The following is a 15,169-nucleotide window of genomic DNA, read 5'->3' on the forward strand; positions in this document are numbered from 1 at the left end:
CGCTCCCGCATTGAGTTTGGCTGAGTGACCCTTGCTTATCTCGCCATCAGCCTTACCACCAAGACGAATCACCACCCAAGGCATCACGCAACTGCGCCGCACTCATACTGCGCTGCCCCGGATCAAACGCCAGCGCCGAACGCAACGCCGGCCAGCAACGTCTGGGCAGGTTGCGCGGCGCCTTGAGCTCGCGCTGCAACCGGGCATCGCGAGCCTGGGTTGAAGGCAAGCGACGGAACGGGTGTTTGCCGCTCGCCAGCTCATACAGCACGCAAGCCACACCATAGACATCGGCACCCGTTGATAGAGGCGCGCCTTCGAGCAACTCAGGAGCGGCGTAGCTAGGGGTCCAGGCGTTGAGGCATTTGCGGTTTAGATTTGACAGGTTCTTCAAAGGGCCCGCCCTCGGCCAAGCCCAACCTAAATCGAACGGGCGTACGCCCCTTTGCCGAGCCTGGATATCCACTTCTAGGTGATTACTGCCTGTTGCGATGGGCAGCAATCGGCCCAGAGTGTGTAAAAACGCTTAGTCAAAATTGAAGTCTGCGCTTCTATGTGAAATCTGAAGTTTATCGGCTGGTTGGCAGACCTGGATTTTGCGTAGATGCGCGACTTTCAACCCTGATTTGGGCGTCAATCTCGCTGAAAAACGTTTTTACACACTCTGGGCCGGAAGCGGACCTGCTATGAACGTTTTTACTGGCCGATTACGAAGGTTGCAATAGGACGATAGAGACGAAGCTCCATGGCTGATTCAACCTTTGCCGCCGAGCGGGAACAAGCTCCCTCGCCACGAGCCAGGCAGCCTTCAGAGCATGGGGCACCTCCTCGGCGCATACGCCGGACCGCCGTGCTTCCTCCAAGCTACGCATCCTTGCGCCTTTGCCTACAACTACGCCAGAATCCGCCCGCTTGTGCGCCTTGCCCCCGGGCCTTATCGTTTCCCTGCCACTGCCCATCAGTGGTCGGGTTTAGTAGCCCGTGGTAATTGAAGATGTACAAGTGCTTCCGTCAGACAGGCTTCCAATCCTGCGCTTGATGGTGGCTGTACGCAGGGCGCTTTGGCGCGCCGGCTTCTTCGGTTCCCCGGTCTACTAACCTGCGTACAGCTACCACCCCTTGTTTAGTAGCAAGGGCGTGTCGGCATCACATCAGGAACCGAAGCTTATGTTCAAAATAACTCCAAACCCTCCGGAAACGGACCACGCTTCCCCGCGCACCAAATCCAAAACCAAAAAGCTCGACGAAGCCGCCAATCGCGCTCTGGATTTCTACCTGTCGCCAAAGACAAAGCCTGAAGACGCGACCCAACCAGGCCAGCTATTCACCGTCGTAAAAGACATCGACAACGAATGCCTACTGGCCAACCTCAGCGAAACCCTGGCTTCGGCCGATGCGATGGTCAGCGACCTGGCATTCGAGCTGGAAGGCTCCCGCCGCCACTTCGCCCTCGGTATCCAGCAACTGATTGAACTGAGTTCGTTGCTGGCGAATCGGGTGCTGGATAACGTCGAAGCGCGATAGCAGGCAAGCACTCGCCCATAAAAACCCGACGCATTGCGTCGGGTTTGCTTTCATCTGTCTGTCAGTTCCTTGAGTCGACCATTTTTGGTGGTCACCACTTTCGGGAACAGGCCTGCCACTGAAAAATAGCCGTAAAAAAGGGCACCCGACTCATCGGTGTGCCCTTTTTTATTGCCGTTTTCCCTCCCAACCGAGGTACTCGCAGCAATTACTGATTAACAGTGTCCTTCAACGACTTACCCGGCTTGAAGGCAACGGTGTTGCTGGCCTTGATCTTCACCGGCTCACCGGTTTGTGGGTTTTTGCCGGTGCGGGCGCCGCGGTGGCGTTGCAGGAAGGTGCCGAAGCCAACCAAGGTGACGCTGTCCTTGCGGTGCAAGGCGCCGGTGATTTCTTCGAGAACGGCGTTGAGTACGCGATTGGCTTGTTCTTTGGTGAGGTCTGCTTTTTCCGCGATGGCGGCAGCGAGTTCTGGTTTACGCATGAATGAAGCCCCTTTGACGGTTTTTTTGTTGTTATGTCTGGGCTGTTCTCATGGGAACAGCCCCTAAGGCGCCGCAGGCTCTACGCTGCGGCAGACGGGAGTGAGGATGGCACGGGGCTGAAGGCGGCGCCAGTGGCCGGGCGACCTTTGTGACACCAAAAGTAGGGTTTTTGCGACAGAACGACCAGTATTTACGCCAGCAAGGGTGGAAGTTCTTTGTTCAGCGCCAGTTTCTCCATCACGGCCGCGCCGGTCAGGGCGTAGCCCAGCAGGTTGCCTTGGGGATCGCGGCACAGGGCCTTGATGTCGGCGCCCTGCCCTTCGACGCTCCACACGCCTTCGCGGCCTCGCGGGGGCGGCGAAACCACCAGTGGGCACACCGGCGTCTTCACGGTAATCGGCATGGCGCCGTAGCTGACGGCAGTTGGGTTGCCGGCCAGGGTTTGGGCCAGGGCGCGGGCACAGCTCATCAGCGGCATGACGTACAGCAGGTTCAAGCCGTCGACCTCGGCGCAATCGCCCAGGGCGTAGATGTTGGCGTGGGAGGTTTTCAGGTGGCGGTCCACCACCACACCGCGATTGACCACCAGGCCAGCGGCGGCAGCCAGGTCGATACGGGCGCGCAGGCCAATGGCCGAGACCACCAAGTCGCAGGCAATCACTTGGCCGTCGGACAGATGGGCTTCCAGGCCGTCGGCCACACGTTGCAGGCGATTGAGCACTGGTCCCAGGTGGAAACGCGCCCCGAGGCTTTCCAGCCCGGCCTGCACCGCTGCTGCCGCCGCTGGGTGCAGCAGCGTTGGCATGACTTGCTCGCACGGCGCCACCAGTTGCACTTCGTAGCCGCCCAGCATCAGGTCGTTGGCGAATTCGCAGCCAATCAGGCCGGCGCCGAGCAACAACACCCGGCGCTTGCCAGCGGCTGCGGCCCGAAAGCGTGCATAGTCTTCCAGGTCGTTGATGGGGAAGACCAGGTCCGAGGCATCACCCTGTACCGGTACGCGCACGGTTTCGGCGCCCCAGGCCAGGATCAGGTCGCGGTAGTTCACCGTTTCTTCGCCGATCCACAAGCGTTTGTGCCCCGGGTCGATGCCGCTGATGCGGGTGTGGGTGCGCACTTGGGCCTTCAGTTGCTCGGCCATGGCGCCCGGCTCGGCCATGCTCAGGCCATCGGCGTCTTTGTTTTTGCCAAAGCCTGTGGAGAGCATCGGTTTGGAGTACGAGCGGCCATCGTCCGCGCTAATCAGCAGCAACGGGGTTTCGCTGTCGAGCTTGCGAAACTCCCGGGCCAGGTTGTAACCGGCAAGCCCGGTACCGACGATGACGACAGGTGCACTCATGTTGCTCTCCATGTGAGGAATGATCAGTTGATTTCAATCATTTCAAAATCCATTTTGCCGACGCCGCAGTCCGGGCAGAGCCAGTCTTGCGGTACATCTTGCCAGAGAGTGCCGGGTGCGATGCCATCATCCGGCCAACCGTCGGCTTCGTTGTAGATCAGGCCGCAGACAATACATTGCCACTTCTTCATTCAGGTACTTCCTCAGGTGTCAGGCGTTTGCCGGTATGCTCGGGTCGCTCAAGGCGCTTTCCGGCTCAGGGCGTTTTGTACTGATCGGTCGCGATAGATGCAAGCATGATCGGCGTAACGGCAGGCCGGGTCAGTCAAAATCGCCGACCGACATGGTAAGCTCGCGGCCTCATTTGCTGCCATTCAAGACTTCTGTGCCGCATACAAATTCGATATTTCCTACACTCCAATGGCTGCCCCAGAACCTGCTGTCGCCCCGTCCCGACGCCTGTGTGCTCGACTGGCTGTTCGACGAGGGCTCCCTGACCCGACGCCTGACGCAGTTGTCGGACGAGCGTTTCAGTGTGACGCCCTTGTTCGAAGGCTGGCAGCCGTTGCGCGCCGACGAATGCGCAGCGCTAGATCTGGCCGAAGGCAGCGAGGGCTGGGTGCGCGAGGTGTATTTGCGCGGCCACGGCCAGCCTTGGGTGTTCGCTCGCAGTGTGGCGGCGCGCAGCGCGCTGCAGGGCGACGGGTTGCAGATGGATGAACTGGGCAGCCGCTCCCTGGGCGAACTGCTGTTTTGCGACCAGGCGTTCCAGCGCCAGGCCATCGAGGTTTGCCATTATCCCGCGCCATGGTTGCCGGCAGAAGTACGCGCCAGTGAGATGTGGGGCCGCCGTTCGCGGTTCGATCGCGGGGCGTTGAGCGTGCTGGTGGCGGAAGTCTTCCTGCCGCGTTTGTGGACCGTCGCCCGCGACTATTCGGAGAATTGCTGATGTATGTGCAACTGCTCAAATCCTTGAACCGCCTGAACCCGCGGGCCTGGGACTTCGTGCAACTGAGCCGCATAGACAAACCCATCGGTATTTATCTGCTGCTGTGGCCAACGTTGTGGGCCTTGTGGATTGCCGGTGAGGGCTCGCCGTCCCTGGCCAACATTGTGATTTTCGTCCTCGGTGTGGTGCTGACCCGTGCCGGTGGTTGTGTGATCAATGACTGGGCTGACCGCAAGGTGGACGGCCACGTCAAACGCACCGAGCAGCGCCCCCTGGTGAGCGGCAAGATCAGTTCGAAAGAAGCGCTGGTGTTCTTTGCGGTGCTGATGAGCGTGAGTTTTCTGCTGGTGCTGTGCACCAATGCGCCGACCATTGTGCTATCCCTCGGCGGGCTGGCGCTGGCGCTCAGTTACCCGTTCATGAAGCGCTACACCTACTACCCGCAAGTGGTGCTGGGCGCGGCGTTCTCCTGGGGCATGCCGATGGCGTTCACCGCCCAAACCGGCCACTTGCCGGCGGCCGCCTGGTTGCTGTACATCGCCAACCTGCTGTGGACGGTGGGCTATGACACCTATTACGCGATGACCGACCGGGACGATGACTTGAGGATCGGCGTGAAGTCCACGGCGATTCTGTTTGGCGATGCCGACCGGGTGATCATCCTCACGCTGCAAGGCCTGGCGCTGGGCTGCCTGCTGCTGGCCGGGTCGAAATTCCACCTGGGCGGCTGGTTCCACCTGGGGCTGGTCGCCGCCGCCACGTGCTTTGCCTGGGAGTTCTGGTACACCCGAGACAAGGACCGGATGCGCTGCTTCAAGGCGTTTTTGCACAACCATTGGGCCGGGTTGGCGATTTTCGTGGGGATTGTGCTGGATTACGCGTTGCGCTGAGGCCGCTGACCCGGCGCTGAACCTTGGGTCATGAAAACCTTTGTGGTGAGGGAGCTTGCTCCCTCACCACAAAAACGTCTCGACTGGACCTGTCACTTGGACTTGGCGGTCTTCCAGGCACCGTCCATTTTGCCGTCACCGGTGTTGTCTCCCTTCTTGTCCATCACGAAGGTGTACAGCGGCTTGCTCTCGTAGGCCCACTGCGGTGAACCGTCATCGCGCTTAATCACAGTCCATTTGCCCATTGGCTTATCGTCGCTTCTAGCCTTGAGCGGTGGCCAGTTCTCCGCGCATTTGTCGTTACACATCGACTTGCCGCCATCGTCCTTGGCAAACGTATACAACGTCATGCCTTGGTGATCGACCCACATGCCGTCTTTTTCCATCGCCGGTTCAGCCGCGAATGCCAATGCCGGCAGCGCCAGGGCAGCCGTTACCGCCAGAGCCTTGATGGATTGGGTGAAGTAAGTCATGGAAACCTTCTTTTGTGGTTGTCAGGATTCGGACTGAAAAGCGTAGCTCAGGATCCCCTTCGTCGCCGGCTGACGAAATAACTGTCACACGACTGCAATAATTCCGTTATCTAATGCGGCGCAAGACAGTTAAATGACAGAGGATTACCCCATGGTTGGCAGGAGCATTCTGATCGTCGACGACGAGGCGCCCATCCGCGAGATGATTGCCGTCGCGTTGGAGATGGCCGGCTATGACTGCATGGAAGCAGAAAACTCACAACAGGCCCACGCCATCATCGTCGACCGCAAGCCCGACCTGATTCTGCTGGACTGGATGCTGCCCGGCACGTCTGGCATCGAACTGGCGCGGCGCCTCAAGCGCGACGAGCTGACCGGCGATATTCCGATCATCATGCTGACGGCCAAGGGCGAAGAGGACAACAAGATCCAGGGCCTGGAAGTCGGTGCCGATGACTACATCACCAAGCCATTTTCCCCACGCGAGCTGGTGGCGCGCCTCAAGGCCGTGCTGCGTCGCGCCGGGCCTACCGATGGCGAAGCGCCGATTGAAGTCGGTGGCCTGCTGCTGGACCCGATCAGCCACCGCGTGACCATCGACGGCAAACCGGCCGAGATGGGCCCGACCGAATACCGCCTGCTGCAATTTTTCATGACCCACCAGGAGCGTGCCTACACCCGAGGCCAACTGCTGGACCAGGTCTGGGGCGGCAACGTCTATGTCGAGGAGCGTACCGTGGATGTGCACATCCGCCGCCTGCGCAAGGCCCTCGGCGATGCCTATGAGAATCTGGTACAAACCGTACGCGGTACCGGTTATCGTTTTTCTACCAAGGCCTGACCCGAGCCCTTACCGCCCGACAAGCTGACAAGGACGCGCGTTAATTGAACCAAAACTGGCATGGCACCTTGATCCGCCACATGTTGCTGCTGATCACCGGCTGCCTGGTGATCGGCCTGATCAGCGGCTATTACGGCTGGAGCCTGGCCGCGGGCCTGGCGCTTTACCTGGCCTGGACCCTCAAGCAATTGCTGCGCCTGCATGAGTGGCTGCGCTTGCACAAACCCGACGAAGCACCGCCCGACGGCTATGGCCTGTGGGGTGAGGTGTTCGACAGCATTTACCACCTGCAACGGCGCGACCAGCGCGTGCGCGGCCGCCTGCAAGCAGTGATCGACCGGGTTCAGGAATCGACTGCCGCGCTCAAAGACGCGGTGATCATGCTCGACAGCGACGGTAATCTGGAATGGTGGAACCGCGCCGCCGAGACCCTGCTGGGCCTCAAGACGCCTCAGGACAGCGGCCAGCCGGTGACCAACCTGGTACGCCATCCACGCTTCAAGGAATATTTCGAGCAAAACAATTACGCCGAGCCGCTGGAGATTCCTTCGCCGACCAACGATCGGCTGCGCATCCAGCTGTACATCACGCGCTACGGCAACAACGAACACTTGATGCTGGTGCGTGACGTGACGCGTATCCATCAGTTGGAACAGATGCGCAAAGACTTCATCGCCAACGTTTCCCACGAACTGCGCACGCCGTTGACGGTGATCTGCGGTTACCTGGAAACCCTGCTCGATAACGTCGAGGAAGTGAACCCACGCTGGAGCCGGGCCCTGCAGCAGATGCAACAACAGGGCGGGCGCATGCAGACCCTGCTCAACGACTTGCTGCTGCTGGCGAAGCTGGAAGCCACCGATTACCCGTCGGACAACCAGCCGGTGCCCATCGACGATCTGCTGCAAACCATTACTGAAGATGCCCAGGAGCTGTCCGGCCCCAAGCAGCAGACCATCACGCTTGAAGCCGACCCGAGCGTGCAGCTAAAAGGCAGCGAGGCGGAACTGCGCAGTGCGTTTTCCAACCTGGTGTTCAACGCAGTCAAGTACACGCCCGAGCAAGGCCGGATCCGAGTTCGCTGGTGGGGCGATGAGCAAGGTGCGCACCTGAGCGTACAAGACTCGGGCATCGGCATCGACAGCAAACACCTGCCGCGCCTGACCGAACGGTTCTACCGCGTCGACTCCAGCCGCAATTCCAACACCGGCGGCACCGGGCTGGGCCTGGCGATCGTTAAACACGTTTTGTTACGCCATCGCGGGCGCATGGAAATCAGCAGCGTGCCCGGCCACGGCAGCACATTTACCTGCCATTTCGTTCCCGCGCAGGTGGTTCGCTCGCGTCTGGTCAGCCGCGCCGATTGATACCGACCGGCATTCCCCCCTAGGCAACCGTCGAGTCAGCCGCTACATTAGCTGACTTGTGCCTGCCTTTTCAGGCGCTCATTTCTAACCCTTACGAACATACGGAACCCGCAAAACTCCATCATGGACCCTTCCCCTGGCTTGTCCCTCGTAACACTCTTCGCCGAATTCGGCATGATTCTTTTTGCTCTGATCCTGGTTTTGCTCAACGGCTTTTTCGTTGCGGCCGAATTTGCCATGGTCAAGCTGCGCTCGACCCGGGTCGAGGCCATCGCCGAACAGAACGGCTGGCGCGGGCACATCCTGCGCACCGTCCACAGCCAGCTCGACGCTTACCTGTCGGCCTGCCAGTTGGGTATCACCCTCGCCTCCCTGGGCCTGGGCTGGGTCGGTGAGCCAGCGTTCGCCCACATCCTCGAGCCGCTGTTGGGCGCGGTCGGCGTTCAATCGCCGGAAGTCATCAAGGGCGTGTCGTTCTTCACCGCGTTTTTCATTATTTCGTACCTGCACATCGTGGTCGGTGAGCTGGCGCCCAAATCCTGGGCGATCCGCAAACCCGAGCTGCTGTCGCTGTGGACCGCCGTGCCGCTGTACCTGTTCTACTGGGCCATGTACCCGGCGATCTACCTGCTCAACGCCAGCGCCAATGCCATCCTGCGCGTCGCCGGCCAAGGCGAGCCCGGCCCGCATCACGAACACCATTACAGCCGTGAAGAACTGAAACTGATCCTGCACTCCAGCCGTGGCCAGGACCCAAGCGACCAAGGCATGCGCGTGCTGGCCTCGGCCGTGGAGATGGGCGAGCTGGAAGTGGTGGACTGGGCCAACTCCCGGGAAGACCTGGTGACGCTGGAGTTCAACGCGCCGCTCAAAGAGATCCTGGCGATGTTCCGTCGCCACAAGTTTAGCCGTTATCCGGTGTACGACAGCGAACGCCAGGAGTTCGTCGGCCTGCTGCACATCAAGGACTTGCTGCTGGAACTGGCGGCCCTGGATCACATTCCCGAGTCGTTCAACCTGGCCGAGCTGACCCGGCCGCTGGAGCGCGTGTCGCGGCACATGCCGTTGTCACAGTTGCTGGAGCAGTTCCGAAAGGGCGGCTCGCACTTCGCCGTGGTCGAGGAAGCCGACGGCAACATCATCGGCTACCTGACCATGGAAGACGTGCTGGAAGTGCTGGTTGGCGACATCCAGGACGAACACCGCAAGGCCGAGCGCGGCATCCTGGCCTACCAGCCGGGCAAGCTGCTGGTGCGCGGCGACACGCCGCTGTTCAAGGTTGAACGCCTGCTGGGTATCGACCTGGACCACATCGAAGCCGAAACCCTTGCCGGGCTGGTCTATGAAACCCTCAAGCGGGTGCCGGTAGAGGAAGAAGTGCTGGAAGTCGAAGGCTTGCGGATCATCATCAAGAAGATGAAAGGGCCGAAGATTATTCTAGCGAAGGTGTTGATGCTCGATTGAGCATCAGCCTAAAAGGCCATCCCCCCTGTGGCGCTTGCTCCCGCTCGGCTGCGAAGCAGTCGTCGCTTTGGGCCGCTTCGCGACCCAGCAGGAGCAAGCTCCCTCGCCACAAAAGCCCTGCGCCTCCAGCCCTATTGCTTGCCCAACGCAAAGTTGGGCAGTGCGCCCACCGGTTGATTGAACTGGTAGGGAATCGACACTAGCCCCAACCCGGTATTGCGCTGCACCACGAAGTGCAAGTGCGGCCCGGAACTGTTGCCGGTGTTGCCCGACAACGCCAGCGGCGTGCCCACCACAACCCGTTGCCCTTCCCGTACGCTCACCGAGCCTTGTTGCAGGTGCAAGTAGACACCCATGGTCCCGTCATCGTGCAACACCCGCACAAAGTTGCCCGAGGGGTCATCCCCGCGACCGCTCTGCTCATTTTCGGTCTTGATCACCACGCCGCCCCGCGCCGCGATGATCGGCGTGCCTTCGGGCATGGCGATGTCCATGGCGTAGCGGTTTTTCGGGCCGTAATGGCTGTACTGGCCGTTGGCGCCCTGGCTCAGCCGAAACGGCCCGCCACGCCACGGCAAGGGGTACTGATAGGCCTGCGCCGCGCCTGAAGGGTCGCCCAGGGAGTATTCGAACCTTGGGGTATACACCAGCGGCCTTCCGGGCCGCGTGGCCGTGAGCAGCGCCAGGCGCAGGTTGCTGCGCGCCGGCAGGACCCGTCGAATCGGCCGGCTCGGCGCACCGCTCACGTTGCGCAGCTCGGCGAAACTCAACTCGACCTCCACCGGCGCGTACAGGTCGTTGCGCACAAATACCGCATCCGCGCCGTTCTGCTTCTTGATATCGAGAAACACCTGCCGCTCCAGGCGTTCGACCATGCGATCGCGGAACACGAACACCTGGGCGCCCTTGCTGGGCCGGTCGCTATAGGACACCACGCCATTGGCATCGGTGGATTTGTAGATCGTCATGCCCACCGCCGAGGTGGAGGCCAGGACAAGACCGCAGGCAAACAGGAGGGGCACGAGCATGGGCAAAAATTCTGTCGAAATGAAGGCCTGCACAGCAGCCTAGCAGCTGGGATTGACCAGCGTAGTCGACGAATGTTTCAAAATGGGTTGGCAGATCAGGCATTGCCGAGGAGGTAGATCGTTCCCACGCTCTGCGTGGGAGCGATCTACAGACGCCGCTGGATCAGGCGCCAGGCACGAAGTGTTTCTGCGCCGTGCCACGGGCGATCAGACGGGAGATGTAGTCGAGTTTCTGCGGGTCTTTGTCGACGAAACGGAAGGTCAGTTGCAGCCATTCGCTGTCAGGGGTCTGCTCGTGGGCGACGATGGCGTGCAGGTAGCCGTTCAGACGAGCGGTTTCGGCGTTATCGCCCTGCTCCATGTCCAGCACCGCGCTTTCGAGCACTTGCGGCAGGGTGTCGGTGCGTTTGACCAGCAGTAGCGCTTCTTTGAGGCTCAGGGCCTTGATCACGCATGGCTGGGTACCGCTGGGCAGGCGTAACTGGCCCTGACCGCGGTTGGCGGTCGGCGCGGATGCTGCAGGCGCCTTGACCGGCGGGCTATTGAGCAAGCCACGGGCCGGTGCAGCGGCGGCGGGCGCGACGGCAACGGGTTGGGCAAACGGATTCACCGCAGGGGCAGCCGCTGCAACCGGAGCCGCCTTACCGCCCGTCAGGGCGCTGAGCGAATCATTGCCGAACGCTGAGTTCATCTTGGTCGGGGCGCTGTTCATCAGGGTGTCGAGCTTGCCGACCTTGTGCAGGGCCTGCTTGACCTTGGTCAGCAACTGTTCGTTGGTGAATGGCTTGCTAACGTAGCCGGACACACCGGCCTGGATCGCCTGGACCACGTTTTCCTTGTCGCCGCGACTGGTGACCATCACGAACGGCATGCCCTTGAGGTTGTCTTGCTGACGGCACCAGGTCAGCAGCTCCAAGCCAGACATTTCTGGCATTTCCCAATCACACAGCACCAGGTCGAACGCCTCACGGGCCAGTATGGACTGGGCTTTCTTGCCGTTCACCGCGTCTTCGATGCGAATGCCCGGGAAGTAGTTACGCAGGCACTTCTTCACCAGGTCACGAATGAACGAAGCGTCGTCCACGACCAACACACTGACCTTACTCATCCAGATACACCTCTAAAAAATCCCGGCAAGCATACCGCTTTTACTGATGGCACATTGCCAAAAACCTTCAGTCACGCCGGTACTTTTCGTTCGCGGGGTGCTGCTTTCGATTAAAAAATTCACAAAAAAAAGCCCGACCAGAAGGCCGGGCATTTTTCCTGGCAATCTTACTTATCGTCAGATTCGCCCGGAACATTAGCAGTTTCAGACGGGGTGCCCTCAACTTCTTCCTTCATTCGCTTGAGCCCCAAGTGCCGCACGTCAGTGCCGCGCACCAGGTAAATCACCAGTTCCGAGATGTTGCGCGCATGATCGCCGATACGCTCCAAAGAACGCAGCACCCAGATGATGCTCAACACCCGGGAGATGGAGCGCGGGTCTTCCATCATGTAGGTCGCCAGCTCGCGCAGGGCGGTCTTGTATTCGCGGTCGATGATCTTGTCGTACTGGGCCACCGACAACGCCAGGTCGGCGTCGAAGCGGGCGAAGGCGTCCAGCGCATCGCGTACCATGTTGCGCACCTGGTCGCCAATGTGGCGAACTTCGACGTAACCGCGCGGCGCTTCACCTTCTTCGCACAACTGGATGGCACGACGGGCGATCTTGGTAGATTCGTCGCCGATCCGCTCCAGGTCGATCACCGATTTGGAGATGCTGATGATCAGGCGCAGGTCGGAAGCGGCAGGCTGACGACGGGCCAGGATGCGCAGGCATTCCTCGTCGATGTTGCGCTCCATCTGGTTGATCTGGTCATCGATCTCGCGCACTTGCTGGGCCAGGCCGGAGTCGGCCTCGATCAGCGCGGTCACCGCGTCGTTGACCTGCTTTTCCACCAGCCCGCCCATGGCCAGCAGGTGGCTGCGCACCTCTTCCAGCTCGGCGTTGAACTGTGCGGAAATGTGGTGAGTAAGGCCTTCCTTCGAAATCATCTTTGTTCGCTCCGCGAAAGTTGCAAGCTTCAAGCTGCAAGCTTCAAGCAGTTAAATGTTGATCCTGATATCACACCGCCTCTGTCTTGCCGCTTGAAGCTTGCGGCTCTACAGCGGCCTCGACTAGCCGTAGCGACCGGTGATGTAGTCCTCGGTCTGCTTCTTGGCCGGATTGGTGAACAGGGTGTCGGTGTCGCCAAATTCCACCAGTTTGCCCATGTACATGAACGCGGTGTAGTCCGAAACCCGCGCCGCCTGTTGCATGTTGTGGGTCACGATGACGATGGTGAATTTGGACTTTAGCTCGTATATCAGCTCTTCGACTTTCAGCGTCGAGATCGGGTCCAGGGCCGAGCAGGGTTCATCGAGAAGAAGCACTTCCGGCTCCACGGCGATGGTGCGGGCGATCACCAGACGCTGCTGCTGACCACCGGACAGGCCCAGTGCCGATTCATGCAGGCGATCCTTGACCTCGTCCCACAGCGCCGCGCCCTTGAGCGCCCATTCCACGGCTTCATCAAGAATGCGCTTCTTGTTGATGCCCTGGATGCGCAGGCCGTAGACCACGTTCTCGTAGATGGTCTTGGGGAACGGGTTGGGCTTCTGGAACACCATGCCCACGCGACGGCGCAGCTCAGCCACGTCTTCGCCCTTACGGTAGATGTTGTTGCCGTAGAGGTTGATTTCACCCTCGACGCGGCAACCATCCACCAGATCGTTCATGCGGTTGAAGGTGCGCAGCAAGGTTGACTTGCCGCAGCCCGACGGGCCGATGAACGCGGTAACGCGCTGTTTTGGAATGTTCAGGCTGACGTCGTACAGCGCCTGCTTCTGGCCGTAGAACAGGCTCAGGCCCGGTACTTCGATGGCGACGGTTTCCTGCGCCAGGTCCAGGCTCTGCTTATCACGACCCAGGGCCGACATGTTGATGCCGCGTGGTTGTACTTCGTGTTGCATGGGAGGCTCCCTGTGCTAACAAATTCGGTTCGGTTGTGTGGGAGCGAGCCTGCTCGCGATTCAGGCGACTCGGTTTGGCGTTAAACCGAGGTGATGCCATCGCGAGCAGGCTCGCTCCCACAAAAGATCAGTGTGTAATCAGCTATCCAGTGCTTTGTATTTCTCGCGCAGGTGGTTACGGATCCACACCGCCGACAGGTTGAGCGTGGCGATCACCAGCACCAGCAACAGCGCCGTGGCGTACACCAGCGGTCGCGCCGCTTCGACGTTCGGGCTCTGGAAGCCGACGTCATAGATATGGAAGCCCAGGTGCATGATTTTCTGGTCCAGGTGCAAGTACGGGTAGTTGCCGTCCAGCGGCAGCGACGGGGCCAGTTTTACCACGCCTACCAGCATCAGTGGCGCCACTTCACCGGCGGCGCGGGCCACGGCGAGGATCATGCCGGTCATCATTGCCGGGCTCGCCATGGGCAGGACGATTTTCCACAATGTCTCGGCCTTGGTCGCGCCGAGGGCCAGGGACCCTTCGCGCACGGTACGCGGGATACGCGCCAGGCCTTCTTCGGTGGCCACGATCACCACTGGCACCGCCAGCAGTGCCAGGGTCAGGGAAGCCCAGAGCAGGCCCGGGGTGCCGAATGTCGGCGCCGGCAGAGCCTCGGGGAAGAACAGACGGTCAAGCGAGCCACCCAGCACATAGACGAAGAAGCCCAGGCCGAACACGCCGTAAACGATGGCCGGTACGCCCGCCAGGTTGTTCACCGCGATGCGGATCAGGCGGGTCATCGGCCCCTGGCGAGCGTATTCGCGCAGGTACACCGCTGCCAGCACGCCGAATGGCGTCACGATCATCGCCATGATCAGGGTCATCATCACCGTACCGAAAATCGCCGGGAAGATCCCGCCTTCGGTGTTGGCTTCACGAGGATCGTCGCTGAGGAATTCCCAGACCTTGCTGAAATAGAAACCGAGTTTGGTGAACGTGCCCATGCCGTTCGGCTGGTAAGCGTGCACCACTTTGCCAATGCCGATTTCCACCTCTTTACCGTTGGCATCGCGGGCGGTCAGGCTGTCGCGGTTGAATTGCGCGTGCAGGTCGGACAGGCGAGCCTCAATGTCCTTGTAACGGGCATTGAGTTCGGCGCGATCGCTTTCCATGTCGGCTTGTGCGGCGGCGTCAAGCTTGCCGTCCAGCTCCAGCTTGCGACCGTGCAGGCGGATGCGCTCCAGGCCGGCGTTGATCGCGCCGATGTCGACTTTTTCCAGGGTCTTGAGCTCGGCAGCGAGCTTGTTGACCCGCTGTACGCGGGCCTGCAACTGCGGCCAGGCGGCCTCGCCTTCGGCGATGACCTTGCCGTCTTCCTTGACGTTGACCAGATAGCCGTAGAAGTTGCCCCACTCACGACGCTCGATGGCCATCAGCTCCGGCGGCGTTGTCTGGTTGGTCAGCCATTCGCCGACGATCCAGGTGAAGTCGTTGCCGTTCAGATCCCGGTTGCCGACCTTGACCAGCTCGCGGGTCATGAACTCGGGGCCTTCGTCCGGCACCGGCAAGCCGGCGCTTTTCAGGCGCTCGCGTGGCACTTCTTCTTTTTGCACCACTTCGCCAACGACCAGGTGGTTAGGCATGCCCGGCACGTTGTAGCTGGCGTGGATCAGGTCCGCCGGCCAGAAGTGGCCCAGACCGCGCACGGCAATCACTGCCAGCAGGCCAATGGTCATGATGACCGCGATGGACACCGCGCCACCGCTGATCCAGACGCCTGGGGCGCCGCTCTTGAACCATCCTTTCAGGGAGTTCTGTTTCACAGACTT

At 60.7% G+C, this 15,169-nt stretch carries 15 protein-coding genes and 1 pseudogene; 6 read left to right on the plus strand and 10 right to left on the minus strand.

The genetic code is table 11. The features are described 5' to 3' along the window. Positions 1 to 52 precede the first annotated feature (52 nt). Positions 53 to 463: pseudogene (locus ACA047_RS28935) on the minus strand (protein kinase domain-containing protein); the annotation flags it as partial. 704 nt (positions 464 to 1,167) lie between these two features. Here ACA047_RS28935 and ACA047_RS28940 point away from each other — a divergent pair. After that, entirely contained in the window at positions 1,168 to 1,524 is a 357-nt protein-coding gene (locus tag ACA047_RS28940) for a DUF6124 family protein (protein WP_497355316.1), read from the plus strand. A gap of 208 nt (positions 1,525 to 1,732) precedes the next feature. Here ACA047_RS28940 and ACA047_RS28945 read toward each other — a convergent pair whose 3' ends face one another. The 3 genes from ACA047_RS28945 to ACA047_RS28955 form a co-directional block, all read right to left on the minus strand. Then, on the minus strand, positions 1,733 to 2,008 hold the full coding sequence (locus ACA047_RS28945; protein WP_497355318.1) for an HU family DNA-binding protein: 276 nt from the start codon (positions 2,006 to 2,008) through the stop codon (positions 1,733 to 1,735). A 191-nt stretch (positions 2,009 to 2,199) separates the two neighbouring features. Then, positions 2,200 to 3,348 (minus strand): NAD(P)/FAD-dependent oxidoreductase, encoded by a 1,149-nt coding sequence (locus ACA047_RS28950; protein ID WP_497355320.1) that lies wholly within the window; start codon positions 3,346 to 3,348, stop codon positions 2,200 to 2,202. A gap of 23 nt (positions 3,349 to 3,371) precedes the next feature. Continuing rightward, positions 3,372 to 3,539 (minus strand): rubredoxin, encoded by a 168-nt coding sequence (locus ACA047_RS28955; protein ID WP_322219698.1) that lies wholly within the window; start codon positions 3,537 to 3,539, stop codon positions 3,372 to 3,374. A gap of 194 nt (positions 3,540 to 3,733) precedes the next feature. Between ACA047_RS28955 and ACA047_RS28960 the strand changes: the two genes are divergently transcribed. Next, a complete protein-coding gene (locus tag ACA047_RS28960) occupies positions 3,734 to 4,297 on the plus strand; it encodes a chorismate--pyruvate lyase family protein (protein ID WP_497355322.1) in 564 nt (187 codons plus the stop codon). Then, positions 4,297 to 5,187 carry a 4-hydroxybenzoate octaprenyltransferase gene (gene ubiA, locus ACA047_RS28965; RefSeq protein ID WP_497355324.1) on the plus strand — a complete coding sequence of 297 codons (891 nt, stop codon included), beginning with the start codon at positions 4,297 to 4,299 and terminating at the stop codon, positions 5,185 to 5,187. The genes ACA047_RS28960 and ubiA overlap by 1 nt, the downstream gene beginning before the upstream one ends. 92 nt (positions 5,188 to 5,279) lie before the next feature. Here the strand turns inward: ubiA and ACA047_RS28970 are convergent, their stop codons facing one another. Continuing rightward, positions 5,280 to 5,660: a COG4315 family predicted lipoprotein gene (locus ACA047_RS28970; protein ID WP_497355326.1), complete on the minus strand. Its 381-nt coding sequence runs from the start codon at positions 5,658 to 5,660 to the stop codon at positions 5,280 to 5,282. Between the two features lie 151 nt (positions 5,661 to 5,811). On the opposite strand from ACA047_RS28970, the gene phoB reads away from it, so the two are divergent. The 3 genes from phoB (at position 5,812) to ACA047_RS28985 (ending at position 9,332) form a co-directional block, all read left to right on the plus strand. After that, positions 5,812 to 6,501 (plus strand): phosphate regulon transcriptional regulator PhoB, encoded by a 690-nt coding sequence (gene phoB / locus ACA047_RS28975; RefSeq protein ID WP_003177195.1) that lies wholly within the window; start codon positions 5,812 to 5,814, stop codon positions 6,499 to 6,501. Between the two features lie 44 nt (positions 6,502 to 6,545). Continuing rightward, on the plus strand, positions 6,546 to 7,868 hold the full coding sequence (gene phoR, locus ACA047_RS28980; protein ID WP_497355329.1) for a phosphate regulon sensor histidine kinase PhoR: 1,323 nt from the start codon (positions 6,546 to 6,548) through the stop codon (positions 7,866 to 7,868). Positions 7,869 to 7,991: 123 nt separating this feature from the next. Beyond that, positions 7,992 to 9,332 carry a hemolysin family protein gene (locus ACA047_RS28985; protein ID WP_497355331.1) on the plus strand — a complete coding sequence of 447 codons (1,341 nt, stop codon included), beginning with the start codon at positions 7,992 to 7,994 and terminating at the stop codon, positions 9,330 to 9,332. A gap of 131 nt (positions 9,333 to 9,463) precedes the next feature. On the opposite strand, the gene ACA047_RS28990 is transcribed toward ACA047_RS28985, so the two are convergent. The 5 genes from ACA047_RS28990 to pstA all read right to left on the minus strand — a co-directional run bounded on the left by ACA047_RS28990 (position 9,464) and on the right by pstA (position 15,163). Beyond that, the gene (locus ACA047_RS28990) at positions 9,464 to 10,360 is read right to left on the minus strand and encodes a peptidoglycan DD-metalloendopeptidase family protein (protein ID WP_497355333.1); all 897 of its coding nucleotides are present in this window, start codon (positions 10,358 to 10,360) and stop codon (positions 9,464 to 9,466) included. Between the two features lie 163 nt (positions 10,361 to 10,523). Beyond that, a complete protein-coding gene (locus ACA047_RS28995; protein ID WP_497355335.1) occupies positions 10,524 to 11,468 on the minus strand; it encodes a response regulator in 945 nt (314 codons plus the stop codon). Positions 11,469 to 11,635: 167 nt separating this feature from the next. Continuing rightward, on the minus strand, positions 11,636 to 12,397 hold the full coding sequence (gene phoU / locus ACA047_RS29000) for a phosphate signaling complex protein PhoU (protein ID WP_497355337.1): 762 nt from the start codon (positions 12,395 to 12,397) through the stop codon (positions 11,636 to 11,638). Positions 12,398 to 12,520: 123 nt separating this feature from the next. Continuing rightward, positions 12,521 to 13,354 carry a phosphate ABC transporter ATP-binding protein PstB gene (pstB, locus tag ACA047_RS29005; RefSeq protein ID WP_497355339.1) on the minus strand — a complete coding sequence of 278 codons (834 nt, stop codon included), beginning with the start codon at positions 13,352 to 13,354 and terminating at the stop codon, positions 12,521 to 12,523. A 138-nt stretch (positions 13,355 to 13,492) separates the two neighbouring features. Continuing rightward, positions 13,493 to 15,163, minus strand: a complete 1,671-nt coding sequence (gene pstA / locus ACA047_RS29010) for a phosphate ABC transporter permease PstA (protein ID WP_497355341.1) — start codon at positions 15,161 to 15,163, stop codon at positions 13,493 to 13,495. Positions 15,164 to 15,169 lie beyond the last annotated feature (6 nt).

The sequence above is a fragment of the Pseudomonas sp. LBUM1664 genome (genome assembly GCF_059695895.1).